Consider the following 24,534-nt stretch of genomic DNA (forward strand, 5'->3'; position numbering starts at 1 on the left):
CAAGCACTGACCTCAATGATCTATCTGACCCTCGGCGGAATCCACCCACAGCTACCCACGAGAAGGTGAGGAGCCGCACCTATGTTCGAATCATGGGCCGCGGTGGACCCGGCAGCCGACGAATCGACGCTGATCGAGCGCATCGCCCAGTTGGAGTCGATCAAGTCCGCGGCGGCCGCGGGCCAGGCCCGCGCGGCGGCGGCCCTGGATGCGTCGCGTCGGGCCGCCGAAGCGGCCGCCGGGGTGCCCGCGGCGCGGCGCGGACGCGGAGTGGCCAGCGAGGTCGCTCTGGCACGACAGGATGCACCCGCGCGGGGCGGGCGGCATCTCGGCTTCGCCAAGGCCCTGGTGCACGAAATGCCGCACACGCTGGCGGCGCTCGAACGTGGGGTCTTGTCGGAGTGGCGGGCCACGCTGATCGTGCGCGAAAGCGCGTGCCTGGACGTCGAAGACCGCCGCGCCCTGGACGCGGAAATGTGTGCCGACCCGACCGGTCTGACCGGCATGGGCGATGCACGCGTGGCCGCGACCGCGAAGGCGATCGCCTACCGGCTCGATCCGCATGCCGTCGTCGAGCGGGCCGCCAAGGCGGAAAACGACCGGACGGTCACCATCCGGCCGGCGCCGGACACGATGACCTATCTCACCGCGTTATTGCCCGTGGCTCAGGGGGTTTCGGTGTACGCGGCATTGAGCCGCGAAGCGGACACCCGCGGTGACGGGCGGCCCCGCGGCCAAGTCATGGCGGACACGCTGGTGGAAAGGGTCACCGGGCGATGCGCGGCGGTCCCCACCCCGATCGCGGTCAACCTGGTGCTGTCCGACGAAACGCTGCTTGGTGGCGACAACACGCCGGCCGACGTGTGCGGCTACGGTCCCATTCCCGCCGCGGTCGCGCGCAACATGGTCGCGCAGGCCGCCACCGACGATCGCTCGCGGGCGACCCTGCGCAGGCTCTACACGCATCCCCGAGCCGGGGCGCTGGTGGCCATGGAGTCACGGGCACGACTTTTTCCCCGCGGCCTGGCCACATTCATCGGGCTGCGCGATCAACGCTGCCGCACTCCCTACTGCGACGCGCCGATCCGGCACCGCGACCACGCGCAACCATGGGCCGACGGCGGCCCGACGAATGCGGACAACGGCCTGGGGCTGTGCGAGTACTGCAACTACGTCAAGGAAACCGCGGGGTGGAATGTTAGCGCCAGCGTCGCCGAAAATCACACGCACACGGCGCTTTTCACGACGCCGACCGGTAAAACCTACCGGTCGGCGGCCCCGCCGCGCGGTCCGACGATCTCCGTGAGCAAACTGGAAATCCGCGTCGGTGTCGCGCTCGCGCGACACGCCGCCTGACACTAGTAGTGATAGGTGTCCGACGGCGCCGGCGAATGATCCCCTTCTTCGTCGTCGAACTCCGACGGCTCGATGCCGTACGCCCGCGCGAGTTCGAGAATCTTGGTCGCCCGGGCGATGCGCGGCAGGTCGGAACCGTTGCGGATCTCTCCCCCGTCCCGCTCGAACTCGGCGAAAAACTCTTTGGCCCACGATATTTCGTCGTGCGAGGGTGACAGGCCCTCGTTCACCACGCCGCATTGGTCCGGGGTCAGGCAGATTTTGCCGGTCATCCCGAATTCCACGGAAACGGCCGTGGCCTCGATCAGCTTCAAAGCGTTGGAGCCGATCGTTGGCCCGTCGATGGCGCTCGGCAGGCTGGCCGCCTTGGCCGCGATCGTGAATCGCGACCGGGCATACGCCAACGTGCCCGGGTCTTCCCCGAAACCCGTGTCGCGGCGGAAGTCACCGATGCCGAAGGCGAGCCGGAAGGTTCCCTTCGCCGCGGCGATCTCGGTGATGCGCTCTAGGCCGCGGGCCGTTTCCACCAGCGCGACGATCGGCACGTTGGGCAGGCGTTGCGCCGTCTCGGTGACGTGGTCCACCGATTCGACCATCGCCAGCATCACCCCACCGACCGGAGTGGCGGCCAGGGCGGCCAGGTCGTCCGCCCACCACGGGGTGCCGAAGCCGTTGATGCGGACCCAGTCGGTGTTCCCGGCCTTCAGCCAACGCACCACGTTGTCGCGGGCGGCGTGCTTGTCCTTGGGCGCGACGGCGTCCTCGATATCGAGGACGACGATGTCGGCGCGCGAGCGCGCGGCGGACTGAAACCGGTCGTCGTGCGCGCCGTTGACCAACAGCCAACTCCGGGCCAGAACGGGGTCTATGCGGAAGCCGATGACGTCGTCGGACTCCGGCGCGCTGCTGTTGACCTGCTCGTACATTCCCCAACCGTAGCGACATCGCAGACGGCGCGGCCGCCCGACCGAGTGAGAACCCGGGCCGGGCGGCCGTGCCAGTTGCTCGGACGTTCGAACTAGTTGATGCCGACGACCTCTTGCGCGATCGCGGCCACGCGTGTTTGCGCAGCTGAGATGACCCGCTGGCGATTCTTGTTCGCCTCCTCGTAGGCGATGATCGCCCGAACGTCGCTCGGGCTGGTGAGCTCCTTGACGGCGGCCGCCGCCTCGTTGACGTTGAGCTCGTCGTAGTCGGCGATGGGCAGCTCGTCGGCGTCGAGGACACCCACGGCGGCGCGTGCGGAATGCAAGGCATCCGCGGTCTGCCGGGCCCCCTCGTTGCGAGTGACCCTCTCGGCCGCCTCGAGCGCGGCGTTGCGCGACGCGGCGAGCGCCTTCGTCGCCACGTCACCGGCGTGGGCGCCCCTGCCCACCAGGTCGCTGAACGACGGCCGCGCGGAACGCAGCGCGTCCGCGGCGCGGTCGATTCCGCGGGTCGACCACTCAACAGGCAGGTTGAACAGTTTGACCGCGGTACCGGTCGCCGCCTGCAAGGGCGTGCGCCGCAGCGCAGCCGGCCCGCCGAGGGCATCTTCGGCAAGCACGGTCGTCAGCCAGGCGACGGTCGCCGAGTGGGCGGTGATCAGCCGCGTCGCCAGGCTTTCGACGTCGGGGAGTTCGGCAGCGACGGCCAGCGCCTTGAGGTAGCGGGAGCGGTCCAGCAGCTGGTTTTCCAGCGCCAAATCGCCCAAAAGCGCCTCGTCGAACGGTTGGGCTTGCTCGGTCAACGCCTTGACCGCCGCGGCCGCGCGGCCCAGGAACGGGCCGACCACGTCGGGGACGCCGCCGAGGTCCCGGATCGCCTTTTCGATGGCCTCCGACCGCTCCCGCCCGTTCGAGGCGTTCTGCGTCAGCTCACGTTGCACCGCTTCAGTGCGCGCCTGCGCAATGCGGGTTTCGGCCACCTGAATTTCGGTGTTGGTCAACTGGTGCAGCGCACGCAGCTGGGCCAGTACCGTGGCCTTGTCCGATGAAGTCATGAAAGTTTGCCTCCTGGTTAATTACTGGGATCGGCACGAAAGCCGCCTTGTTTCTGCGGCTACCCATTTGGCGCGAGGCGCTTAACATCGGCGGCGGACGTGTGACGCATTTCGCTTCTTTGCCGGGCGACCGCCTGGCCGCCCGACTCGCCGAGGCGGTAGGCAGCAAACGAAAAAAGCGCTGGCGTCGAGTTTGGGTCTGGTTGTCCCGGGTACACCATCTCTCGCCACGTCGCGGCCACCGGCCGTGCGTAGCTGCATACGGACTAGAACACCCTGGTCCCGGAACGCGTGTCGATCAGCCCTTTTGGTTCGACCAGCAAACTCATAGGAGTAGAAATGCGTAAGACCATTGCAATCGTTTCAGCCACCGGGGCACTGTTGTTCGGCGGCGCAGGTGTCGCCAATGCCGCCGGTCCGAGCGCTCCGGCGCCGACGTCCACCACAACCACGTTGGCGGACAACAACAATGACCAGCACAGTGACAACACCGGGCTGTGGGGCCTGGTTGGGCTCCTGGGCCTCGGTGGGCTCGCCGGACTGATGCGCCGCAAGGAGACCGGCACCGGCGTCGGGCCGGCCACCACCCGCGACCGCGGCGTCTAACCCACCGCGCTCCACCAGATCCCCGTCGGGCGCGCGCGGCCGGCGGGGATCTGGCACTCGCACACTGGCACCGGAAAGACTTGTGCCGCAAGGTACCTCGCCTGACCGCCGGGCGTCGGTGGTCGTCGCGCGCGCCGGGACGCCGTTTGGCGGCTTGTCCAGCGGGTATGCCCTGAATCAAAGCCGCACGCAGCCCACCGTGCGTTTCCTACTCTCCCAGCACAGGAGGTCCCGGCGATGGCCGAGATGATCATTCAGTCACCCGACGAAGTCGTCGCGTTCCTGAAAGCCCAGCACAACTTGATCGAGGACATGTTCGACCAAGTGCTGCACGCCACGGATCCAAAGGCGCGTGAAGAGCCGTTCGCGGCGTTGCGCCAGTTGCTGGCCGTCCACGAGACCGCCGAGGAAATGGTGGTGCACCCGCGCGTGCGCCGGGAGGACGACGCCGGCGACGCGATCGTCGATGCTCTTCTCAAAGAAGAGCATGAGGCCAAGGAGTTGCTCTCGCAGGTGGAGAAGCTAGACATTACCTCCCAGGAATTCATCGACGAACTCCGCAAGCTGCGCGAAGCCGTACTCGAGCACGCCCGGCAAGAAGAGAACGACGAATTCCCCGTGCTGGAGCGCGAAGTGGACGCCGACGATCTCAAGCGGATGGGCGCGGCGGTGCGCGCGGCCGAGGCCATCGCCCCGACCCGTCCGCACCCCGGCGTGGAATCGGCCAAGCTGAACTTCGCGCTCGGGCCGTTCGCGTCCATGCTCGACCGCGCTCGTGACCTCATCGGGAAAGCGCTCGGATAGCGCACCGGGGTTTCCGTAGGCTCGATGAGATGAGCGTTGCCCCGGATACCACCGTCGACCTGAAGGATCGGTTTTTCCGCGAATTGCCGGAGATGGCGGTCCCCTGGCAGGCCGAGACGTTCCCCGAGCTGCGGCTACTGGTGCTCAATGAGCCGCTCGCCGCGACGCTGGGCCTCGACGCCGGCTGGCTGCGCGGCCCTGAGGGGTTGCGCTTTTTGGTGGGTAACCGGCTGCCCGACGGCGCAACTGCGGTAGCGCAGGCCTACGCCGGACACCAGTTCGGCGGCTTTGTTCCACGGTTGGGTGATGGGCGCGCGCTGTTGCTCGGCGAACTGGTCGACTGCGACGGGCGGCTGCGTGACGTCCACCTCAAGGGCTCGGGCGCCACGCCATTCGCGCGTGGGGGTGACGGCCTGGCCGCGGTAGGGCCGATGCTGCGCGAATACATCGTCAGCGAGGCGATGCATGCCCTGGGCGTACCGACGACGCGCTCGTTGGCGGTGGTGGGCACCGGGCGTCCGGTCCATCGCGAAGAAACGCTGCCGGGGGCGGTGCTCACCAGGGTGGCCAGCAGCCATCTGCGGGTGGGCAGTTTCCAATTCGCCGCGTCCACCGGCGACAAGGACCTGCTGCGCCGTGTCGCCGACCACGCGATCGCGCGACACCACCCCGGGGCCGCCGAGGCGGACAATCCCTACCTCGCCCTGTTCGAAGCAGTGGTTGCCGTCCAGGCATCCCTGATTGCCCAATGGATGCTGATCGGGTTCGTCCACGGGGTGATGAACACCGACAACACGACCATCTCGGGCGAAACGATCGACTACGGGCCGTGCGCCTTCATGGAGGCCTACGATCCCGACACCGTCTTCAGTTCGATCGACTTCTGGGGACGCTATGCCTACGGCAATCAACCTGTGATCGCCGGGTGGAACCTCGCCCGCTTCGCCGAGACGCTGCTGCCGCTGTTCTCGGACAACACCGAGGAGGCGATCGCGCGCGCAGAGCGATCGTTCGGGATATTCCAAGCCCGCTACGACGCGGTGTGGTCCTCCGGCATGCGCGCCAAGCTCGGCTTGCCCGCCGACATCGACGATGAATTCGTCACGGTGTTCGTCGAGGAATTGCTACTGCTGCTCAAGCAGAATCACGTCGACTACACCTCGTTCTTCCGCCAACTCAGCCACGCAGCGCGGGGAGATGCCAGGTCCGACATCGGACCGGTCCGGGGGTTGTTCGCCGACCTCACCGGTTTCGACGCCTGGTTGACGCGGTGGCGGGCGCTAAGTCCCGACGCCGACGCGATGGATCGCACCAACCCGACCTACATTCCGCGCAACCACCTGGTCGAGGAGGCGCTGGCCGCCGCGACGGCCGGCGAACTCGGCCCGTTGGAACGACTGCTCGCCGCGGTGACGCAACCCTATGCCGAACGGCCGGGCCTCGAACGCTACGCCGCCCCGGCCCCCGAGGACTTCGGGAGATACCAAACCTTCTGTGGCACTTGATTTTACGATAATTCGGCGAGCTCGGCGCGCAGGACGTCCAGGCGTTGTAGCGTCTGGTCGCGAGGCTGGGTCGGCAGGTCCACCAAGAGGTGTGTCAGTCCTAGATCGCGATAAGCCTCGAGGTTCTTCGCCGTCGGTTCGCCACCGTGGAAGTGGATCACCGGCACGTCCTCGCCGGCCACCTCGCGCAGTTGCTCGAGCGGAGCCGACAATTCCTTTGCCGATGGTGTCATCGACAGCCACCCCGCGTTGAGTCGGGCGATGCGCTTGAAGCCCGCCGGCCCTCCACCGAGGTAAAGCGGCGGATAGGGCTTCTGCACCGGCTTGGGCCAGCTGTAGATCGGGTCGAAGTTCACGAATTCGCCGTGGAATTCCGCCTTTTCGTGTGTCCAGATCTCGATCATCGCTTCGAGCCGCTCGTCGACCACCCGTCCGCGAACCGCGGGATTCACCCCGTGATTGGCGATTTCCTCGCGCAACCAGCCGACGCCCACACCGAAACGAAAGCGTCCCTGCGACACCAGATCCAGCGACGCCACTTCTTTGGCCGCGTGGATCGGATCGCGCTGGGGTACCAGCGCGATGCCGGTGCCCAGAATGAGTCGTTCGGTGGCGGCCGCCGCGGCGGTCAGCGCCACGAACGGATCCAGCGTGCGGTAGTACTTCGGCGGAATCGGCCCACCGCTCGGGTACGGGGTCTTCGCGTCGACCGGAATGTGTGAGTGCTCGGCGAGGAAGAGCGATTCGAACCCGCGCTGCTCGAGGGCCTTGCCCAGATCGACGGGACCGATGCCGTCATCGGTAACGAAGGTCAGCACACCGAAATCCATGACGCTAGTCAACCGCATCGCCGCGCGGTTGTCAGCGCGGGTATGTCAGCTCACGGCGCTGGTTGTTCGGTCACCGCGGGTTTGGCCGAACGGGTGCTCGGGCGTACCGCGCCCCAGAGGCCGGTGGCCACGCCGACCGCGGCACCACCGAGGCCGATGATCTGCTGCGAGGGCTTCAGCTCGCCGTGCACGCTCAACCCGCCGACCAGGTCGGCCACGTCGGCACCGGCGGAGGCCAGAAACCAGCCGCGCGTGCCCTTACCGCGCAGCGCCGCCGCGGCGAGCAGGGCACCGATCAGTGCGTCGCGATAGCCCATCGAGCGCAACAACAATTGCGCGGTCGGCGTCGGCTCTTCCGGGTCGCCCCAGAGCTTGTTCGCCCGTAAGGGATCGACGAGGAATGAAACGCCAGAAGCGAGTCGGATGGTGCCCGCGAGAAGGCCGAACCGGTCGATTGACATGGTTCCTGAGCCTACGAGCAAACCGTCCCATCGCGCACGCAAGTCGCTCACGGCGTGGGGCAGGAATCGGCGATCTCCAACGACGCCGGCCACAGCACCGTGGCCGCACCGAAGGCGATGGCGTCCGCGCTGGTAGGCGACACGGCTTCTATCCGCGCCTGGATTCGCTGCGTCTGCTCGGGGTGAAAACGGTCCACGCGAACCCAATACACAAATATGGAATGGTCAGCCACAGCGCCAGTTCGATCGACGCGCCGACGCTGATTTTGTGCCCGAGCATGCGCCGGAGCGGGGCCATCGCATGTTCGATTCCGCCCATGACATTCCTAGCTACCGCAGCACCAACTTGAGAGCGTGGTCGACGACGGCGTCGAGATCACTGCCCAAATGCCCGGCGAGCCACTGCTGAGCAAGCTCAGCCATGGCACCCGTGTAGAGGGCGGCGGCCACCTCCGCGGCCACCGGATCGGAATCCGGATTGAGGCGCCAACCTTCGGTCAATACGCCCTCGCGCAGCATGTCCTGCGTCGCGCGACGGCGGGCGGCCAGCACGGGATTCGTGCGGGCGTCGGTGAACAGCACGCGGCCGCGGCGCGGGTCGGCCGACGAGAAACCCAGCACCGCCGCGATACCGGCGCGGGTCCGGGCCCCCAGCGAATCCCCCGCCTCCTCGATTGCGGTCGCGATCACTTCGGTGAGCTGCTCACTCACCCGGTCATAGACTGCTCCGAGCAGATCGTCGGTGTCGCCGAAGCTTTCGTAGAAGTACCGGGTGTTCAGCCCGCATTCCCGGCACACCGAGCGCACCGAGACGGCCGCCTCGCCCCCGCTGCCGAACAGGCGATAGGCGGCCTCGACCAGCAGCGCACGACGCTCGGCGCGGCGGTCCTTGAGCGGTATACCGGCCCACCGGGTGGGACTCGACATCCCTACAGCGTAAGTCGAGAGCGCCCGGGTCTTGTCACACCCGTAGCCAAAACTTATTCTGGTTACAGTCGTGACCAGAATGCCGAGGAGCGCGCTGTGTTTCTGCCACACCAGATCGTCGGGCAAATGATCAACAAGAAGTTGGACGACAACATGCGGCGGTACTTCTTCCGCGGCATGGAGTTCGCCGCACCGGTGGGCGATCCGGGTTGGTTCGGTCCCGACAGCGCCGTGTGGCGGGTGCATTCGCACCTGCCCGCGCTGATCTTCGGCCTGCAATGCGCCGCCTTCATGGAGACCCTGGACCCGTCGATCTATTGGATGGGCATGCACCACTCACGGCTGATCAAGCGGGACAGCAACGGAAACCCGATATCGCATGTGCCCCAGATCGATCCGGAGGGCGCCGCGACACGCCTCGGCCACTCCGTGGCCTTTTTCGTCGGCACGGCATACGGGTCGACGGAAACCGCTGAGCGCCTGGCGCAATCGGTGCGCGCGATGCACCACACCATCAAGGGCACGCGCCCCGACGGCGCCCGCTACGATGCCGATGACCCCGAATGGCTGCGGTGGAACTATGCGACGGTGGTCTGGGGCCTGGCCACCGCACACGAGCTTTATCACCCAATGCCTCTGCGCGGCAAGAAACTCGACCGCTACTACGGCGAGTTCGTCCGGGTCGGGCACTCCCTGGGCGGCACCGATCTGCCGACCACCAAGGCTGAAACGCTCGAATGCCTGGAGTCCTACCTGCCGAAACTGGCTGTCACACACGGAAAAGCGATGGGCACCGGTCCCAACGTTCCCATGCCGCAGGCGGCTGTCGACTGGGCCATCCGCGACACCATGCCGAAATGGGCCAAGCAGATGCTGCAGCACCGCGACTGCAACACCATCGAACGCACCGCCCGCCGCGCCGCGGTGTGGTCGATCATCAACGGGATCAACGCCGCGGCCGGCCCGACTCCGGAGTTCCAGCAGGCCCAGGCCAGGGTGAAGGGCGGCACCACCGTCCCGCACACCCTGCCGACCTACGTGCCGGGCAGCGATCAGGTTCGCAGCCGCTCGGAGGTGGAGCGCAGCTTCCAGTCGGTGTAGCCCAGACTGGGGGCATCTCACAAAGTCCGCGGCCGCAGCGTCTACACAGCGTGACAGCCAAACGCCCCTTCGAGGCGGTGGTCGTCGACCACGGCCCCACCGTGTTGCGGGTGTGCCGCGCCATCGTCGGGCCGGTCGACGCCGACGACGCCTGGTCGGAGACGTTCCTATCCGCATTGCGCGGCTACCCGGGCCTGCCCGCCGACACCAACGTCGAGGCGTGGCTGGTCACCATCGCGCACCGCAAAGCCATCGACGTCACCCGGGCTCGCGCGCGACGGGCGGTGCCGACCGACCAGATTCCCGAGACCGCCGGGAAGGCCTACCCCGGCCGGGACGACGACCTCGCCGACGCGCTGGCCAGGTTGCCGCACAAGCAGAAGCAAGCCGTGGCCTACCACTATCTGGCCGGCCTGCCCTACGCCGAGATCGCCGCCATCCTCGGCGGCAGCCCCGACGCCGCCCGGCGCGCCGCCGCCGACGGCATCGCCTCCCTCAGACGGACGTACCCCGGCATCGCCACCAGGACAGGAGAACACCGATGAGCACCGAACACGGAATGGCCCGCGAGCTGGCGCGGATCACCGACGCAGGCGCCGACGACCTCGACGCGCTGCACGCCCGGCTTGCAGCGGCCGCCCAACACGAAGGCATCCTCGACATCGCCTACCGCGTCGTCGACAGCCCGGTTGGCGCCCTGCTGATCGCGGCAACCGAGCACGGCCTCGTCCGCGTCGCCTACCCAAGCGAGGGGCACGACACCGTCCTGCAGCGCCTCGCCGACAGGATCAGTCCACGCATTCTGCACGCGCCCGCCCGTCTCGACAGGACCGCGAGGCAACTCGACGAGTACTTCGCCGCCAAGCGCCAAGAATTCAGCGTGCCGCTCGACTGGCGGCTCTCGGCCGGATTCCGCAACACGGTGCTCCGGCGTCTGCCCGAGATCGGCTACGGCCACACCGCGAGCTATGCCGCGGTGGCCAGGCTGGCGGGCAACCCCAACGCGGTTCGCGCCGTCGGTAGCGCCTGCGCCACCAATCCGCTGCCGGTCGTGGTGCCCTGCCACCGCGTCGTGCGCAGCGACGGGGCGCCGGGCGGCTACCTCGGCGGCGTGGAAGCCAAACGCATCCTGCTCGCCCTCGAGGCCGCGGCGTGAGTCGGATCCGGGCGAATCCCATTGCCGCGTACCGCGATAGCGGCCACGCCGGCCGTTAGGCGGCACCCGGGGTGAGCGGCGGAAGGTCGACGCTCGGCGCCGGCTGCGTCGTCGGCGCCTGGTTCACACGTTGGCCCAGATGCTGCGGGCAGTAGGCGCTCGCCGCGATCATGGTGAACTGCGCGGCGCCGTCCACCGTGAACCCAGGATTGCTCGACGACACGCTCTTGATGACGTCGACCTGGGGACTGCCCTGGTCCATCAACTCACACGCCCTTTTACCCACCCCGACGGCGGCAGCCGGATCCTGATAGGTGATGCCCGCTTGGTTGAGCGCGGCGATGAAGGTCGCATCAGGTCCCGAAGTTTCGACCGGATCGGCGTAAGCGGGCGCGGCCGCGCCGACGAGGGCGGCCGCGCCCGCAAGCACTAGCAGCATTCGCATCGCTTCATCCTCATATAGATCGGCGCCATTGTCCTGCCGAGGGGCTCCGGCCGGGCTGACCGCGGCAAAGGCGCAAGTCGAACCGTGGGATGGCGGTTGCGCAGCAACCCTGGCGGCGGCCCCCGATGTGGTACATAGTGGCTATGTCCGCGCTGTTCCATCAACATCGTTGAGAGCCCCAGCGTGCACGACGATCGACTTTTGATCCCCGGCCAGACCTGCTGGTGCGTTTCGCGCGCCGACCGGTTTGCCCCCATCATCGACGCGGCCGACTACTTCAAGCACGTCAAGGCGGCGATGCTACGCGCCCGTCATCGAATAGTGCTGATCGGCTGGGATTTCGACTCGCGGGTGACGTTCGAGCGGGGTGAGAAGACACTCCCCGGGCCAAACCAGTTGGGCGCGTTCCTTTATTGGATGGTGTGGAAACGCCCGGGCCTGGACATCTACGTACTGAAGTCCAATCTGCGTCTGCTGCCCGCCTTCGATGGGCTCTGGTTTGCGCTCACCCCGGTGTCGCTGCTCAACCAGGTCAGCAGCAGGCGACTGCACTTCGCCATCGACGGCGCACATCCGGTCGGCTCCGTGCACCATCAGAAGATCGTGGCCATCGACGATGCCGTGGCCTTCTGTGGCGGCATCGATCTGACCCTCGAACGATGGGACACCCGTGCGCATGAGCATGACAGTCGCCATCGCCGGGCGGCGGGGCGCAGCTATGGGCCGCGACACGACGTCGGGCTGGCGGTTGACGGCGCGGCGGCGCGGGCGTTGGGCGAGCAAGCGCTGGCGCGCTGGGAGGCTGCGACCAAGCAATCGCTGAGCCAGGTCGAGGCCAAGCACAGCGCCTGGCCCAGCAAGCTGCGACCGACCCTGCGCAACGTCGACGTCGCAATCGCGCGCACCGTGCCGCAGCTGCTGGATCGCCGGGAGGTCCGGGAGGTCGAGGCGCTCAACCTGGCCGCGATCGCGACGGCACGCCGCACCGTCTACGTGGAGAACCAGTACCTGGCGTCCCGAACCATCGTCGAGGCGCTGGCCGCCCGGCTGCGCGAAGACGAGGGCCCCGACATCGTCATCGTGCTGGCCCGTAGGGGCAACAACCCGCTCGAGCGGGGCACGATGGACAGCGCACGCCACCGCCTCATCCGGCTGCTGTGGGAAGCCGACGAGCATGGCCGATTGGGCATTTATTGGCCGGTGACCGACCGCGATGCACCGATCTACGTCCATTCGAAGGTGTTGGCGATCGACGATCGGCTGCTGCGCATCGGCTCGTCGAACTTCAACAACCGGTCGATGGGCTTCGACAGCGAGTGCGACGTGGCCATCGAGGCTCACCCGGCGTGTCCCGAACACGACGACTCACGCCGCGAAATCCGCTCGGTCCGAAACGATTTGGTGGCCGAGCACCTCGGGGTTTCGGTGGGCGAGTTGGAGGAGGCGATCGGCGAACACCAGTCGGTTTTACAGGCGATCGAGGCGCTTCGGGGAGATGGCAAGACGTTGCGCCCGTTCACCGAGCGCACCGTGGCCAATGAGTCGGGACCGCTGGCCGAGAACGACTTGACGGATCCCGACCACGTTCCGCGGTCGCTGACCCGTAGCGTGCAGCGGTTCATCACCGGCCTTCGAGGCTGACCCCGTCGGCGATTTGGGGTGTGGGTCGAGGCGGAATCGGCTTAGTGTGGGCAGAAGTGCCAGTGGATTAAGGACGAGCACCGATGAGCATCGACGACGAACACGTCACCACGCTGGAGGATCTGCGGGGTGATCTGGCGCAGCGATACAAGCGGACGCCGACCGGCGGAAGTTCGGTCGACAGCGCGATCGTCGAGGCGGACATGGCGGCGCTGGACCGCGACGGCTATGTCATCTGGGAGAACCTGATCAGCGCCGAGCAGTGCGCGCAGATCCGCGAGGTGGTGCGACCGTGGCTCGCGCACACCGGGCGCAATTCGTTCGAGGGCCTACGCACCCAGCGCATCTACAGCGTGCTGAGTAGGACCCGGGTGTGCGATCGACTCGTCGATGATCCCCGGGTGCTGGCGGTGCTCGACCGGTTGCTGATGCCCAACTACCTGCTTTCGGCGTTGCAGGCCATCAACATTCAGCCCGGTGAGGCCGCGCAGCTGGCGCACCACGACGACGGCTTCTACCCGATCCCGCGTCCTCGCGCTCCGCTGGCGGCCGCGACGATTTGGGCGATCGACGACTTCACCGCGGCCAACGGCGCCACGGTCCTCTACCCGGGCAGCCACCGCTGGGGCAAGCGCCGCCCAGGCCCTGCCGATGAGGCCTTACCGGTCGTCATGCCCGCCGGCTCGTGCGTCCTCTTCGTGGGCACCCTGTGGCACGGTGGAGGCGCGAACAACACCAACCGCGAGCGCCTCGCCGTCACCGCGCAGTACTGCCAACCGTGGCTGCGCCCCATGGAGGCCTTCACCCTGTCGGTGTCGCGCGAGATCGCGCGAACCGTTTCCGATGACATCCGCCGGATGCTCGGCTACAGCATCCATCCGCCGTTCGTCGGCAACGTCGACGGCCTGCATCCGTTGCGGCTCTTGGAGATTGAGCCGCAACCGTAGCCAAGCGTCCGCGCAGACACCAACGGGCTCGGGAAGCCCCGGTTTGGCGCGCTGCTACCTGGCTATTCTCAGTTCTGTCATGACGCGTCGAGCGGGGCCGCCCGGCGAACAAGAAGCAGATTCAGCGACGGCCGAGCCCCGGGACGCCGACCGGCAGTCTCACCACGTCAGCGCAACCGGAGGCCGACGGAGTGAGCACCGCAGGCAGCGTCGCGCTAGACGTCGTCAACGCCTCGGGCCGGCAAGGCGAGGCCGCGGATCTCGAAAAGTCGTTGGCCACAGGTATCTTCAGTGAGGGAAACATCAGCACCGCCGATGCCGTCTCCGAAACCAGCACCATCGCTTACGGGCCCGGGGCGAAGGTTGCGGGCACCGAGCTCGCCGACCGGTTCGACATCACGGCGATCGCATCCGACAGCATCGCCCGCAACACCGTGCAACTGAGGGTCGGAACCGACTTCTCCAGGTTCGACCGCCACCGCACTTACCCGTCGGACTCCCCGAACACGACCGCCACGGCGCCGATCACCACGGTGCCGGCCACCGGCTCGGCCACGCAAGGACCTGCGGTCACCAACCTCTCACGCATGACGACCGACGGCATTCCCTGCGTGAAATGACAAGGGATTACTGGGTTTTACGATGGGTGGGCGCCGTAGAGATGCAGGGCTTGCGCCGCCGCGGTAGCCACCGCGCCCCTGAGATTCGAGATCGGCGGGCTGCCCCGTAGGTGTATCGAGTTCGAAAGCAAAATCACGTAGGTATTTGAGCCCGGGTCCATCCACACCGTGGTTCCGGTGAACCCGGTGTTGCCGAAACTGCCGACGGGAAAGACCCTGCCGCGCGGCCTGGAGTAGGCCGTATCGATGTCCCATCCGTAACCAAACAGGCTCTGCCCTTCGATCGCCGGATACCTCGGAGTGCGAGCTCGTTGGGCGGCACGGTTGGCCGCTTCGATCTGTTCTGCACTATGGCCGGGCTGCTGCGGTGTCGTCATCAGCTCAAGAGTCGCTGTCTGCAAAGGGAATTCACTCGGGCGGTCTGCCAACCGGTCAAGCAGCGCCTGCGCAAAGACGCTGACATCGTGCGCCGTCGAGAACAGGCCGGCGTTTCCGGCGACTCCCCCCATGCGGCGCGCCGTCGGATCATGCACCGTACCCTGAAGCAGGGCGAAGAAATCCGGATTCTTGCCCGGGTCGTCTCTGCTTTCCTCGTCGCGCGCCGTCGGCGCGATGCGCGGCAAAAGGTCCGCGTTCCAGCTTCCCGCGGGACATGCCACCGGGGCCGACCCTTCTGGCGCGCGGGCCCAGGCAACCGCCGCCCCCCGCACCACATGCGGTCCACACGCTTTGGCCGCCGGAAGATACCGAGTGTGCTGCAGGCCAAGCGGCGCAAACACATTGCGCTCGACGTAGGTGTCCTCGGCCTCGCCGGTGGCCTGCTCCAGCAGCGCGCCCAGCAGGATGTAGTTGATGTCGGAGTAGCGGAAAAGCTCACCCGGCCCCGACTGCAGTGGCGTGGCGAGCGCGCGATGAATGCCTTCAGCTTTGTCTGGTCCGCCCAATCCCCAGGCGTCTTTGAGGTCTACGTCGATCCCCTCGCCGGAGGTGTTGGTCAGCAACATGCGGACCGTGACCTGTGCTCGCCGTGGATCGTTCGTCGTGTTGAAGTCGGGCAGATATTTCTGCACCGGATCGTCGAACCCCACCTTGCCCTGCTCGTAGAGCTGCATGATGGCGACCGCCGTTGCGAGGCACTTCGTCAATGAGGCCAGGTCGAAGATTGTGTCCTCGGTCATCGGCTCCGCGGGTGCGGGCGACCCGTCCAGCCCCGGCTCACCCGCGAGCTTGCGCGACCCGTAGGCCTGGTGGAAGGCGACCTTGCCGCCGTGACCGACCACCACCACGCCGCCGGGCAGCCCGTTTGCGGCGATCGCGTCGTTCATCAGCTTGGAGACGACGCCGAACTCGGGTGCGGGCGCCACATCTGGGGTTCGCACCCGTTGCGGTGCGGGCTCGGTGACCGGTGTGTGTGCCGTGAACGCCCACGGCGAAGCCGCGATCAAGGCGAGTAACGCAATCGCGACGACAACCGTCTTGCGCAGCGAGGGCGGCCAGAACCTCCGCCTGCCACTGACTACCGGCATATCGCAAGGGTAGAGCCAGGGCCGGGCTTCCTGCAGTAGCGTTGAGTCGGACCTGCCTCGCGGCGCTCGGTTGCGACGGTCTTGTCCGATGGAGCAAGCGGTGAGGACCCATCCCCATTGATTCGCGGCAGGCGTCGGCTTGCCGCACTGGCGGGCACGTTGGCGGTTGGGGCCACCGTGACGGCACCCGTGCCGCCGCGGGCGCTTGGCCATGCCGACGTTCGACCGGTCACCGCCGCGGAGCTCGGTGCGAGCTGGCGGCCGGGGTGCCCGCTGAGCCCCGCGCAATTGCGGCGCGTCGGCGTCGACCACGTTGGTTTCGACGGCCGGACCCACCGCGGCGAACTGATCGTGCACGAGGACTTGGCGCCGGAGGTCATCACGATCTTCGAGCGGCTGTACCGACTGGGCTTTCCCATCGAGAAGATCCGCACCGCAGACCACTATCCGGACGCCGACGACGAGCAATCCATGGAGGACGACAACACGTCGGCGTTCAACTGCCGAGGCATCCCGGGAAGTGATCACTGGTCGCCACACGCCTACGGCCGGGCCATCGACCTCAACCCACGTGTCAACCCGTGCGTCTACGCCACCGGCACTTTTGCGCCGCAGAACGCGGCGGACTATCTGGATCGCGGCCGCAGGGACCCGGGGCTCTTACACGATGGTGATCGCGCCGTGCAGGTCTTCACCGACCGCGGGTGGCGATGGGGCGGCCGCTGGACGTCCCCCGTCGACTACCAGCACTTTGAGCGACCGTGAGCCGGGCTTTCTGTAAGAATGGACGGATATGTCGCGCTCATTCGACGTCTCAACGGAGTCGTCCGCCACTGTCGAGCAAATCCATGCCGCGTTCGGTCGCGAGGATTACTGGCTGGCCCGCATCGCGGCCGGCTCCGCCGACGCCACGCTGGATTCGGTGGTAACCGACGTCGATGGCACGGTGACGGTGCGCACGACCCAGCACCTGGGCCGTCAGATCCTGCCCGGCATGGTCGCCAAATTCGTCACCGCTGACGTGAAGATCGTGCAGATCGAGACGTGGCGACCGGACGCCGACCGCCAGGTGTGCGGGCACATCAGCGTCTCGGCGTCAGGAGGATTGGGGTCGGGCCGTGCGGAAGCCCGGCTGGCGCCGACGGATGACGGCGGCTCACAACTGCACTCCACCCTGCAGGTGGAGGTCAAAATCCCTCTGGTGGGCGGCAAGCTCGAAAAATCGATTGGGGCCGACCTCGCCAAGGGCATCCCCGAGATGTTGCGCTTCACCACCACATGGATCATCCAAAACACCTGAGGCGTGCTGGTGTCCGGCCTCAGGGCCTGACCTTGACCAGCACTTTCCCCATCGGGCCTGCAGCCAGGCGTTCAAACGCTTGGGGCACCTCCTCGAACGCAACCACCCGGTCGATCAATGGCCGCGCGCCGGACTCGGCCATGATGGCCACGAGATCGCGCCAGGCGGCGCGGTGTTGCTTTGGCGTGTAGTAGCTCAGGGCCATTGCGCCGATCCTCAGCCACCGAGAAAAAAGTGTGCCGGTGTCGAAATTGGGCACCACGCCGCCGAGTTGGCCGACCAAACTGAGCCGTCCCGAGTCGCCCATGGTTTCGATCACGTCAGGTAACTGCTTACCCCCGATGGTGTCGACCGCCAAGTTTATTCCCCCGGATCCGACCGCGTCTGTTGCGGCGGCGGGCCACTGCGGATCCTCAGGATTGAACGTGAATTTCGCCCCCAATTCCCTTAGGCGCCGCTGCTTTTCGTCGCTACGCGAGAGAGCTACGACCGTGTGGCCCATCGCGGTGGCCAACTGCACGGTCGCGACCCCGACCCCTCCCGATGCGCCGGTGACCAACACCACCGAATTCGGTTTCAACGGCTCCCACATGGTGAGCGCACGGTATGCCGATAGATAGACGACGGCGGCGCCAGCGGACTGCTCTTCGGTCCAACCTTCGGGGACCTCTGCCAACACATTCGCCGGGATCGACACTTGCTCGGCAAGCATGCCCCAACGGAGAAGTCCGACCTGACTGCGCAACAGGACGCGTACGTCGCCTACGTGCACGTCTTGTACGCCTTGACCGACTTCGACCACTGTCCCGACGCCATCTCGTCCCAGCACGTGCGGCGCGGGAGGGTATACCGGATACGGGTACCGCCTTTCTGCCATCATCCGGTCGGCCGGATTCAAAGCGGCGTAATGGACTTGCATCACCACTTCGCCTTCTGCGGCCACCGGATCCGGCGCCTCGGCAAGCCGAAGATGATCCAACCCCGCTTCGCCGTCCCAAAACCACGCCTTCATGCCTGCTTCTCCTGCTCGAGCCACTCTCGCTCGTGGCCTGGTTTCGGAACGATCAGCCCCGCTTCAATCGAATTCGCCGGGTCGGATTTCGTTGAGAACAATGACGAGTTCAGTCTCCGGCCGACCGGTGACATTCGTCCACATTTGAGACAGTTCCCACAGCTCGGAGTCCTGTCTACCGCGTCGGCGCGTCCGCGCCGAAGGTGTCGCGGTGCAATTCGATCAAGGCGTGCAATTGCTCGAGATAGTGCTGCAACGAATGGTGAATGAAGTGGGCCGAAAGGGTGGTGGTGCCGCCGCGGCCAATTCCCGCAATGCTTCCTTGGTAGCCTCGGGTTTCCCGGCCGGGTCGAGGCGCTGCTCCGCGGGCATCACCGGTCGACCCCATCGAAGACGGTTTCGACGTCGTGTTCGGCCCGGGACCGCTGCAGGATTCGACGCTGATCGCGCGAAAACTGTTTGACCTGAACCTGTTGCTATGTGCCTCAACGGGATTCGTGAACACGCTGCCGGAGCCGTTCACCGATCCGTTGCAATTGAACACGCTACCGTTCATCGACTTCGGCTTCTGCGGTCCCCAGAAGTTGGCGGTGACAAAGCTCGACCGACGATTCGAGCTGGCACCCCTCCGCACGGAAGAACTGAAACAGGGAACCATCGTGCCGGTCCTGCCCGACTGGACGGTCGAGCCGCTGGCAGTGCACATGATCTATCCCTTCGAGCTGTCCTTCTCAACCCTGATCAGCGCCTTCTACGACACGGCCTGCCAGATCATCGTCGAGAACATCGCCAGAGCGCAGTCCTAGCGTTCGCCCGAATTGAGAGATAATCGCCTCATGCCCAGTGAACCTTCGCATCCACCGCCGACCGCGCCGAACCCGAAGCGGGTGCAGGTCACGCCCGAGGACGTGGAACGGTACGCCGACGAGGAGCAGACGCGCGAGGCGCGGGACGAGCGCCGGCTGCGCGACGAGCGGCCGCCACATCACCACTAAGCCCAAAAAAGGGGAGACTGGTAGCTATGAGCCTGGCAGAAAAGTTGCTCCCGCAGGTGCTGCGGGTGCACGACACCGTCTATCGCAAGACGAACGGATGGATCGGTCATCGCACGCTGTGGATACCAAGTCTGCTGCTGCATACCGTCGGCGCGAAGACCGGCCAACACCGCACGACGTCGCTGACCTACGCGCGCGACGGGGACAACTATCTGGTGGTCGCCTCCAAGGGCGGTGCACCCGAGTCCCCCGGCTGGTACCACAACCTGAAAGCCAATCCCGACGTCGAGATCAACGTCGGCCCACGGCGTTTCGGCGTCACCGCGCGACCGGTGCTGTCCGGCGATCCTGACTATCCGCGGCTATGGCAGATCGTCAACAAGAACAACCAAAACCGGTACAGCGAATACCAGAAGAAGACGTCGCGACCGATTCCCATCGTCGTCTTGGCCCCAAATCGCTGAACTTCAGCTGACCGAATTAGTAACCGCCGGTGTGAGTGCGCTCGGTTTCAGCGGCGTCGTGCGGGACGCCAAGTCGGCCATGGCAAGCTACGTGTTCGATGGCCGGAATTAAGGAGAACAAGCAGTGAGAGCCCTGGTCGCGGGCGCCGCCGGTTTCCTCGGATCCCACCTGTGCGATCGTCTCCGCCGCGACGGCATCGAAGTCATCGGACTCGACAACTTCTGCACCGGCAGGTGCGAGAACCTCGCGCAGCTCGACGGGGATCAAGGCTTCACTTTCGTCGAGCATGACATCACGCGGCCGGTGGACGCGGTCGTGTCGGATCCACTTGACGTTATCTTCAATCTGGCCTGTCCCGCTTCGCCGCGCGCGTACCAGCGCGATCCGCTGTCCACCCTGGAGACCAACTACGTCGGGACCAGGAACCTGCTGGAACTGGCGCGCGAGCGGGAAGCGACGATCCTGCAGGCCTCCACCAGCGAGGTCTACGGGGATCCGACAATCCATCCGCAGGCCGAAAGTTACTGGGGTAACGCCAACTGTTTCGGCGTACGGGCCTGCTACGAGGAAGGCAAGCGGGTCGCGGAGACGCTGATGCTCGAGTACGCGCGTCGCTATCGCGTGCCGATCAAGGTCGTCCGCATCTTCAATACCTACGGTCCGAGGATGGATCCAGGAGACGGCCGAATCATCTCGTCGTTCATCGTCTCGGCGCTTCGCGGAGAACCGATCACCGTTTTCGGGGACGGCAGCCAAACCCGTTCCTTTTGTTATGTCGACGATCTCGTCGAAGGGCTCGTCAACATGGCGGCGAGCGATGCGTCATTCACCGGACCGGTCAACCTCGGCAACCCAGCCGAACGCACCGTCCTCGAAACCGCGAGCATCATCAAGGAGATGACGGGATCGTTCTCGGCGACGGTCTTTGAACCACTGCCGCCCGACGATCCGAAGCAGCGCAGGCCGGACATCGCCCTCGCCGAGTCCGCCCTCGGCTGGGTTCCACGAATCTCGTTCCACGAAGGCGTCGAACGCACGATCGACTATTTCAGAGGCATCGTCAGCCCAGGCTGCGCTGGAAGCGTTCAGCGATGAGAATTGTGCTGGCAACCTTGGGAACCCGGGGCGATGTCGAGCCGTGTGCCACCATCGGTCGAGAGCTGCAGCGCCGAGGTCACGATGTCATCATGGCGGTGCCGCCCAACTACGTTGGCTTCGTCGAGTCGGCGGGACTCGCGGCGATTGCCCATGGCCCGGATCAGGTTGAGCAGAACGCGAATATCGCCCGGAAATACGGAGAGACGCCGAACCCTGTCTTTATGGCGTGGGTGATATCGGAGGATCTCAAACGACTCTGGCCGCAGCTGGGCACGGCGCTCACGTCGTTGGCGGACGGGGCCGACCTGTTGTTGACCGACGCGAGCCAGCAGGGGTTGGCCGCCAATGTCGCCGAATACTATGACATTCCGCAAGCGGCGCTGCACATCTACCCGCTCGGGCGTGATACCTGTACGCAGGTCACCAAAGAGGCCGAAGAAGCCCTGCGCCAGACGTTGGGCCTACCGAAGGAACCGGGGGCGCGACAACCGCTGGAGATACAGGCCTACGACGAACTCTTCTTCCCCGGGCTGGCAGACAAGTGGGCGAAATGGGGTGTCCGACGGCCTTTTGTCGGCGGGCTGACGCTGGAGCTGACGACGGACGTCGACGACGAGGTGGCGTCATGGATCGCCGCGGGAACGCCCCCCATTTACTTCGGCTTTGGCAGCAGCGCGCGAGTCGCGTTTCACGCCGGGTTGCTCGAGATGATCAGCGGGGCCTGCGCTCACTTGGGTGAGCGTGCGCTGATCTGCAGCGGCGTAAGCGATCTGGCCGATACCCCGCAATCCGACCATATAAAGGTGGTGGGCACGGTGAACCACTCGGCCGTCTTTCCCGCTTGCCGCGCGGTCGTCCACCACGGGGGTCCGGGCACCACGTTCGCGGGCATACGTGCCGGCAAACCTACGTTGGCACTTGCGGTTTCGGTCGATCAGCCGATGTGGGCCGCCGCAGTCGGTCAGCTGGGCGTCGGCATCGGACGGCACTTCTCCGCAACCACCCCGAGTTCGCTGCTCGCCGATCTGCGGGCCATCCTCGCCCCGGACTGCATCGCTCGAACCCTTGAGGTCGCCGCTCAGATGGCCACACCCGCCGAAAGCGCCGCCACCGCCGCCGATCTCCTGGAAGCCGCGGTCGGCCAAGCCCTGGGCTAGGCCCCGTCAGAGCTCGTCAGACGAGTGGTGAATGTGCATGTCGGAAACGCTACGGTATGAAGGGAAGTCGAAGTCGGGGAAGGCGCAGATGTCGCCGCGATCCCGGACCCGCTTCAACCAGTAACTCTGATCGGCGGCCGACGTGCACGCGTAGAGCTTCATATACGTCGCCGCGAAGGGAAACACGAAGCCATTGCCGACCGCCTGCCAGACGGCCGCCGCCACGCCGGGGGTTTCCACCCCTCGATAATCGTCCATCACGATCACGCCCCGCGAGGCCGTGTGAGTCACGGCGAGCCTGATGTCATTGGCGACGCACCGGTAGGCGTGACAACCGTCGATGTGGACGAAGCGTAGTGCCCGTTCTCCGAGATCAAGCGCCGATGACTCGCAGACCTCAAGCGTCGGCCGGCGGGTGTGGAACCGATCCCAGTTGGTTAGGAACTGCTGCTGATCCAGGCCCGAGTACTCCTGGCGCGGGGCCTGCGCGACGTCGGCATGATCCATCACGGCGCCGAACAGATCGCAGATCACCAAGTCTTCATCGTCACGCAGGCCGTAACCCATCAAAATGGCGGATTTGCCCTGGTAGGCGCCGATCTCCAACATGTCACCCTTGATGCCCTCGGCCGTCTGGCACGCGAGCAGCTGGCTGAAGAGCTCGACATCGGCTTCGAAGAACCAACCGTCGACGTTGTTCATCTGCTCGGTATAGAGGGCCCAAGCGGCGTCGCTCATGACGCGCTCCTGCGCATGAACTCCTCCACTGTGGTTGTGGCCGCCGATTTTTACGGAAGTCAATTTGGCGGCCGTGGATTGAACGGTACCAATTCTGCGCCGAGCCACGGCCGCTACCGCGCGCCGATGCGATCCCGCAACGATGCCATCGAGCCACAACCACCATCGATCGCGCTCGCCGGCTCCGACAAAACGGCTCAGGCGGTGGATTTGGTGCACACGACCCCGCGAGTGGGTGTCCATCCCAATCCTGGAACGGGATGCGCGCGCCGCCGTCGTCGCCACGTTCAATGGGGTGGACGGAACTTCCAAAAGATCCACGACCCCTCGGTCGATGCGAGACGCAACGGATTTGGGATTCGCGAATACATCGACTGGCCGAAACCTAAAGCGGAAGCCGTATCGCGTCAACCCTCGACGGCGAACAGCGCCCAAGCCCCCGTCACATTCTTGAGGACGTGCTCGCCGCGAGCGGCGAAGCTGAGGCCCGACCCGGCAACCAGGTCCACGACGATGCGCGACACCAGCACCTCGCCCGCACCCGCCGCGGCCGCCACCCGCGCTGCGATGTGGACGGCGATGCCGCTGATGTCGTCGTCGCGCAACTCGACCTCACCCGTGTGGATGCCCGCCCGCACCTCCAGACCCAGGCTGCGCAGCACATCGCGGATCGCCGCGGCGCATCGGATCGCGCGCGCGGGTCCGTCGAAGCGGGCGAGGAAGCCATCACCCGTCGTATTGACCTCACGCCCACCGAAGCGCTCGAGCTGGCGCCGGACCTGCGCGTCGTGCCTGCCGAGCAGCTCCTTCCATCGCTGATCGCCAAGCTCGACCGCCCGCTTCGTCGAGTCGACGATGTCGGTGAACAGCACCGTGGCCAGGACGCGCTCGACCGCCGGCGCAGGGCGCACGCCAGTAAGGAACTCCTCGACCTCGTCGAGCAGGGCATTGCCGTCGCCCGTAAAGAACAGATGGTCGGCGCCGTCGATCTCGACGAACCTGGCCCCGGGGATGCGGTCGGCGAGGTAGCGACCCATCTCGCGTCGCACCATCCGGTCGTCGCGCCGGTGCACCACGAGCGTCGGCGCCTGGATCGCTGGTAGCACGTCACGGATGTCCAGCTGCGGATAGAGCGCGAAGATGTTGCGGACCATGCCCGGGCTGGCGGCCGTTCGCTGCAGCCGCGCCCACCACCGCCGGAAATCGGCGTCGCTTCGCCGGCTCGGGGCCCATGCACCCAATCCGATGCCCTCACCCCAGCCCTTCGCACTCAGCTCGACCAGCGACGACAGCTGCTCCTCGGTGACGCCGAGCGGGTAGTCAGCCGTTCGGAGCAGGCGGGAGAACGAGCCATACAGCACAAGCGCATTCACGCGGTCGGGGTGGCCGGCCGCCATCAGCATCGCCATCGTGCCGCCCTCCGAAATGCCCACGAGGTCGGCACGTTCACATCCGGCCGCATTCATCACGGCGCTCAGGTCATCGACGGACTCTTCCAACGTCGGAGCATGCATCACCGGGTCGGACAGACCGGTTCCCCGCTTGTCGAAGGTCACGACGCGCCGGAAGGACGCGAGCCGCGAGTAGAAGTGAACGGCCGACGGCTGCTCCCACATGATGTCCAGGTGCGTGATGAAGCCCGGCGCGACGACGAGGTCGGGCCCTGCTCCGGTCACGGAGAACGCGATGTTCAAACCGCCGCTTTTGGCGTAGTGGATGTCCGGCGGGACGTTCATGGTCGAACCTTACGCTTGCGTGGGCCACGTCAGGTGGCTCCGGACGATCCGCTGATGACGCCCGCGCACGGAAGGCAATACTCCTACTGCCTGACACAGGTTTTGGGGCGGATGCCTCATGCGTCGC

Annotated in this window: 26 protein-coding genes and 2 pseudogenes; 17 read left to right on the forward strand and 11 right to left on the reverse strand. The window is 66.2% G+C overall.

The genetic code is table 11. The features are described 5' to 3' along the window. The first annotated feature begins 81 nt into the window (after nt 1–81). Complete coding sequence (locus BST14_RS17175) at nt 82–1,356, forward strand: HNH endonuclease (RefSeq protein WP_083065577.1); 1,275 nt, start codon at nt 82–84, stop codon at nt 1,354–1,356. A gap of 2 nt (nt 1,357–1,358) precedes the next feature. On the opposite strand, the gene BST14_RS17180 is transcribed toward BST14_RS17175, so the two are convergent. Then, the gene (locus tag BST14_RS17180) at nt 1,359–2,282 is read right to left on the reverse strand and encodes an HpcH/HpaI aldolase/citrate lyase family protein (RefSeq protein WP_083065578.1); all 924 of its coding nucleotides are present in this window, start codon (nt 2,280–2,282) and stop codon (nt 1,359–1,361) included. Between the two features lie 92 nt (nt 2,283–2,374). Then, nucleotides 2,375–3,337 carry a hypothetical protein gene (locus tag BST14_RS17185; RefSeq protein ID WP_083065579.1) on the reverse strand — a complete coding sequence of 321 codons (963 nt, stop codon included), beginning with the start codon at nt 3,335–3,337 and terminating at the stop codon, nt 2,375–2,377. Between the two features lie 339 nt (nt 3,338–3,676). Here BST14_RS17185 and BST14_RS17190 point away from each other — a divergent pair, with 339 nt between their 5' ends. The 3 genes from BST14_RS17190 to BST14_RS17200 all read left to right on the forward strand — a co-directional run bounded on the left by BST14_RS17190 (nt 3,677) and on the right by BST14_RS17200 (nt 6,252). Further along, nucleotides 3,677–3,943 (forward strand): WGxxGxxG family protein, encoded by a 267-nt coding sequence (locus BST14_RS17190; protein WP_083065580.1) that lies wholly within the window; start codon nt 3,677–3,679, stop codon nt 3,941–3,943. A gap of 237 nt (nt 3,944–4,180) precedes the next feature. Continuing rightward, a complete protein-coding gene (locus tag BST14_RS17195) occupies nt 4,181–4,747 on the forward strand; it encodes a hemerythrin domain-containing protein (RefSeq protein ID WP_083065582.1) in 567 nt (188 codons plus the stop codon). A gap of 29 nt (nt 4,748–4,776) precedes the next feature. Next, the gene (locus BST14_RS17200; protein WP_083065583.1) at nt 4,777–6,252 is read left to right on the forward strand and encodes a protein adenylyltransferase SelO; all 1,476 of its coding nucleotides are present in this window, start codon (nt 4,777–4,779) and stop codon (nt 6,250–6,252) included. 2 nt (nt 6,253–6,254) lie between these two features. On the opposite strand, the gene BST14_RS17205 is transcribed toward BST14_RS17200, so the two are convergent. The 4 genes and pseudogenes from BST14_RS17205 to BST14_RS17220 form a co-directional block, all read right to left on the reverse strand. Next, nucleotides 6,255–7,082, reverse strand: coding sequence for an LLM class F420-dependent oxidoreductase (locus BST14_RS17205; protein ID WP_083065584.1), 828 nt, complete (start codon nt 7,080–7,082; stop codon nt 6,255–6,257). Between the two features lie 50 nt (nt 7,083–7,132). Continuing rightward, nucleotides 7,133–7,543: a DUF4267 domain-containing protein gene (locus BST14_RS17210; protein WP_083065586.1), complete on the reverse strand. Its 411-nt coding sequence runs from the start codon at nt 7,541–7,543 to the stop codon at nt 7,133–7,135. 47 nt (nt 7,544–7,590) lie between these two features. Next, nucleotides 7,591–7,862: pseudogene (locus tag BST14_RS17215) on the reverse strand (hypothetical protein). Between the two features lie 11 nt (nt 7,863–7,873). Then, nucleotides 7,874–8,470, reverse strand: coding sequence for a TetR/AcrR family transcriptional regulator (locus tag BST14_RS17220; RefSeq protein WP_083065587.1), 597 nt, complete (start codon nt 8,468–8,470; stop codon nt 7,874–7,876). Nucleotides 8,471–8,566: 96 nt separating this feature from the next. On the opposite strand from BST14_RS17220, the gene BST14_RS17225 reads away from it, so the two are divergent. From BST14_RS17225 to BST14_RS17235, 3 genes are read left to right on the forward strand one after another with little or no spacing between them, the layout of a single operon-like run. Next, the gene (locus BST14_RS17225; protein ID WP_083065589.1) at nt 8,567–9,571 is read left to right on the forward strand and encodes an oxygenase MpaB family protein; all 1,005 of its coding nucleotides are present in this window, start codon (nt 8,567–8,569) and stop codon (nt 9,569–9,571) included. 50 nt (nt 9,572–9,621) lie between these two features. Continuing rightward, entirely contained in the window at nt 9,622–10,116 is a 495-nt protein-coding gene (locus BST14_RS17230) for an RNA polymerase sigma factor (RefSeq protein WP_083065590.1), read from the forward strand. A gap of 14 nt (nt 10,117–10,130) precedes the next feature. After that, on the forward strand, nt 10,131–10,727 hold the full coding sequence (locus tag BST14_RS17235; RefSeq protein ID WP_169926103.1) for a methylated-DNA--[protein]-cysteine S-methyltransferase: 597 nt from the start codon (nt 10,131–10,133) through the stop codon (nt 10,725–10,727). Nucleotides 10,728–10,782: 55 nt separating this feature from the next. Here BST14_RS17235 and BST14_RS17240 read toward each other — a convergent pair whose 3' ends face one another. Then, nucleotides 10,783–11,172, reverse strand: coding sequence for a DUF732 domain-containing protein (locus BST14_RS17240; protein ID WP_083065593.1), 390 nt, complete (start codon nt 11,170–11,172; stop codon nt 10,783–10,785). Between the two features lie 183 nt (nt 11,173–11,355). Between BST14_RS17240 and BST14_RS17245 the strand changes: the two genes are divergently transcribed. The 3 genes from BST14_RS17245 to BST14_RS17255 all read left to right on the forward strand — a co-directional run bounded on the left by BST14_RS17245 (nt 11,356) and on the right by BST14_RS17255 (nt 14,380). Beyond that, complete coding sequence (locus tag BST14_RS17245) at nt 11,356–12,813, forward strand: phospholipase D-like domain-containing protein (RefSeq protein ID WP_083065594.1); 1,458 nt, start codon at nt 11,356–11,358, stop codon at nt 12,811–12,813. Between the two features lie 83 nt (nt 12,814–12,896). Continuing rightward, complete coding sequence (locus tag BST14_RS17250; protein ID WP_083065596.1) at nt 12,897–13,760, forward strand: phytanoyl-CoA dioxygenase family protein; 864 nt, start codon at nt 12,897–12,899, stop codon at nt 13,758–13,760. 191 nt (nt 13,761–13,951) lie between these two features. Next, nucleotides 13,952–14,380, forward strand: coding sequence for a LytR C-terminal domain-containing protein (locus BST14_RS17255; RefSeq protein ID WP_245845451.1), 429 nt, complete (start codon nt 13,952–13,954; stop codon nt 14,378–14,380). 17 nt (nt 14,381–14,397) lie between these two features. On the opposite strand, the gene BST14_RS17260 is transcribed toward BST14_RS17255, so the two are convergent. After that, complete coding sequence (locus tag BST14_RS17260; RefSeq protein ID WP_083065599.1) at nt 14,398–15,906, reverse strand: serine hydrolase domain-containing protein; 1,509 nt, start codon at nt 15,904–15,906, stop codon at nt 14,398–14,400. Between the two features lie 159 nt (nt 15,907–16,065). Here BST14_RS17260 and BST14_RS17265 point away from each other — a divergent pair, with 159 nt between their 5' ends. Both BST14_RS17265 and BST14_RS17270 read left to right on the forward strand, forming a co-directional pair. After that, the gene (locus BST14_RS17265; protein ID WP_245845461.1) at nt 16,066–16,671 is read left to right on the forward strand and encodes a M15 family metallopeptidase; all 606 of its coding nucleotides are present in this window, start codon (nt 16,066–16,068) and stop codon (nt 16,669–16,671) included. A gap of 28 nt (nt 16,672–16,699) precedes the next feature. Further along, complete coding sequence (locus BST14_RS17270; protein WP_083065602.1) at nt 16,700–17,206, forward strand: DUF2505 domain-containing protein; 507 nt, start codon at nt 16,700–16,702, stop codon at nt 17,204–17,206. A 19-nt stretch (nt 17,207–17,225) separates the two neighbouring features. On the opposite strand, the gene BST14_RS17275 is transcribed toward BST14_RS17270, so the two are convergent. Then, a complete protein-coding gene (locus tag BST14_RS17275; protein WP_083065604.1) occupies nt 17,226–18,218 on the reverse strand; it encodes a quinone oxidoreductase family protein in 993 nt (330 codons plus the stop codon). 377 nt (nt 18,219–18,595) lie between these two features. On the opposite strand from BST14_RS17275, the pseudogene BST14_RS17285 reads away from it, so the two are divergent. From BST14_RS17285 to BST14_RS17300, 5 genes and pseudogenes are all read left to right on the forward strand, one after another. Continuing rightward, nucleotides 18,596–19,024: pseudogene (locus BST14_RS17285) on the forward strand (type 2 periplasmic-binding domain-containing protein); the annotation flags it as partial. A gap of 30 nt (nt 19,025–19,054) precedes the next feature. Next, nucleotides 19,055–19,213, forward strand: a complete 159-nt coding sequence (locus BST14_RS30400) for a hypothetical protein (RefSeq protein ID WP_169926102.1) — start codon at nt 19,055–19,057, stop codon at nt 19,211–19,213. Nucleotides 19,214–19,239: 26 nt separating this feature from the next. Beyond that, a complete protein-coding gene (locus BST14_RS17290; RefSeq protein WP_083065606.1) occupies nt 19,240–19,677 on the forward strand; it encodes a nitroreductase family deazaflavin-dependent oxidoreductase in 438 nt (145 codons plus the stop codon). A gap of 124 nt (nt 19,678–19,801) precedes the next feature. Continuing rightward, entirely contained in the window at nt 19,802–20,773 is a 972-nt protein-coding gene (locus BST14_RS17295) for a UDP-glucuronic acid decarboxylase family protein (RefSeq protein ID WP_083065607.1), read from the forward strand. Then, on the forward strand, nt 20,770–21,933 hold the full coding sequence (locus BST14_RS17300) for a glycosyltransferase (RefSeq protein WP_083065609.1): 1,164 nt from the start codon (nt 20,770–20,772) through the stop codon (nt 21,931–21,933). The genes BST14_RS17295 and BST14_RS17300 overlap by 4 nt, the downstream gene beginning before the upstream one ends. 6 nt (nt 21,934–21,939) lie before the next feature. Here BST14_RS17300 and BST14_RS17305 read toward each other — a convergent pair whose 3' ends face one another. Both BST14_RS17305 and BST14_RS17310 read right to left on the reverse strand, forming a co-directional pair. Beyond that, the gene (locus BST14_RS17305; protein ID WP_083065610.1) at nt 21,940–22,671 is read right to left on the reverse strand and encodes a class I SAM-dependent methyltransferase; all 732 of its coding nucleotides are present in this window, start codon (nt 22,669–22,671) and stop codon (nt 21,940–21,942) included. A 407-nt stretch (nt 22,672–23,078) separates the two neighbouring features. Then, complete coding sequence (locus BST14_RS17310; RefSeq protein WP_083065612.1) at nt 23,079–24,407, reverse strand: adenylate/guanylate cyclase domain-containing protein; 1,329 nt, start codon at nt 24,405–24,407, stop codon at nt 23,079–23,081. Between the last annotated feature and the right edge of the window lie 127 nt (nt 24,408–24,534).

Origin of the sequence: Mycobacterium arosiense ATCC BAA-1401 = DSM 45069 (assembly GCF_002086125.1) — a bacterium.
Lineage (GTDB): Bacteria > Actinomycetota > Actinomycetes > Mycobacteriales > Mycobacteriaceae > Mycobacterium > Mycobacterium arosiense.

Coding starts and splice junctions, on each gene's coding strand:
- BST14_RS17175 (WP_083065577.1), top strand. CDS start 82: ATGTTCGAATCATGGGCCGCGGTGGACCCGGCAGCCGACGAATCGACG.
- BST14_RS17180 (WP_083065578.1), bottom strand. CDS start 2,282: ATGTACGAGCAGGTCAACAGCAGCGCGCCGGAGTCCGACGACGTCATC.
- BST14_RS17185 (WP_083065579.1), bottom strand. CDS start 3,337: ATGACTTCATCGGACAAGGCCACGGTACTGGCCCAGCTGCGTGCGCTG.
- BST14_RS17190 (WP_083065580.1), top strand. CDS start 3,677: ATGCGTAAGACCATTGCAATCGTTTCAGCCACCGGGGCACTGTTGTTC.
- BST14_RS17195 (WP_083065582.1), top strand. CDS start 4,181: ATGGCCGAGATGATCATTCAGTCACCCGACGAAGTCGTCGCGTTCCTG.
- BST14_RS17200 (WP_083065583.1), top strand. CDS start 4,777: ATGAGCGTTGCCCCGGATACCACCGTCGACCTGAAGGATCGGTTTTTC.
- BST14_RS17205 (WP_083065584.1), bottom strand. CDS start 7,082: ATGGATTTCGGTGTGCTGACCTTCGTTACCGATGACGGCATCGGTCCC.
- BST14_RS17210 (WP_083065586.1), bottom strand. CDS start 7,543: ATGTCAATCGACCGGTTCGGCCTTCTCGCGGGCACCATCCGACTCGCT.
- BST14_RS17220 (WP_083065587.1), bottom strand. CDS start 8,470: ATGTCGAGTCCCACCCGGTGGGCCGGTATACCGCTCAAGGACCGCCGC.
- BST14_RS17235 (WP_169926103.1), top strand. CDS start 10,131: ATGGCCCGCGAGCTGGCGCGGATCACCGACGCAGGCGCCGACGACCTC.
- BST14_RS17240 (WP_083065593.1), bottom strand. CDS start 11,172: ATGCGAATGCTGCTAGTGCTTGCGGGCGCGGCCGCCCTCGTCGGCGCG.
- BST14_RS17250 (WP_083065596.1), top strand. CDS start 12,897: ATGAGCATCGACGACGAACACGTCACCACGCTGGAGGATCTGCGGGGT.
- BST14_RS17260 (WP_083065599.1), bottom strand. CDS start 15,906: ATGCCGGTAGTCAGTGGCAGGCGGAGGTTCTGGCCGCCCTCGCTGCGC.
- BST14_RS17270 (WP_083065602.1), top strand. CDS start 16,700: ATGTCGCGCTCATTCGACGTCTCAACGGAGTCGTCCGCCACTGTCGAG.
- BST14_RS17275 (WP_083065604.1), bottom strand. CDS start 18,218: ATGAAGGCGTGGTTTTGGGACGGCGAAGCGGGGTTGGATCATCTTCGG.
- BST14_RS30400 (WP_169926102.1), top strand. CDS start 19,055: ATGCCCAGTGAACCTTCGCATCCACCGCCGACCGCGCCGAACCCGAAG.
- BST14_RS17290 (WP_083065606.1), top strand. CDS start 19,240: ATGAGCCTGGCAGAAAAGTTGCTCCCGCAGGTGCTGCGGGTGCACGAC.
- BST14_RS17300 (WP_083065609.1), top strand. CDS start 20,770: ATGAGAATTGTGCTGGCAACCTTGGGAACCCGGGGCGATGTCGAGCCG.
- BST14_RS17305 (WP_083065610.1), bottom strand. CDS start 22,671: ATGAGCGACGCCGCTTGGGCCCTCTATACCGAGCAGATGAACAACGTC.
- BST14_RS17310 (WP_083065612.1), bottom strand. CDS start 24,407: ATGAACGTCCCGCCGGACATCCACTACGCCAAAAGCGGCGGTTTGAAC.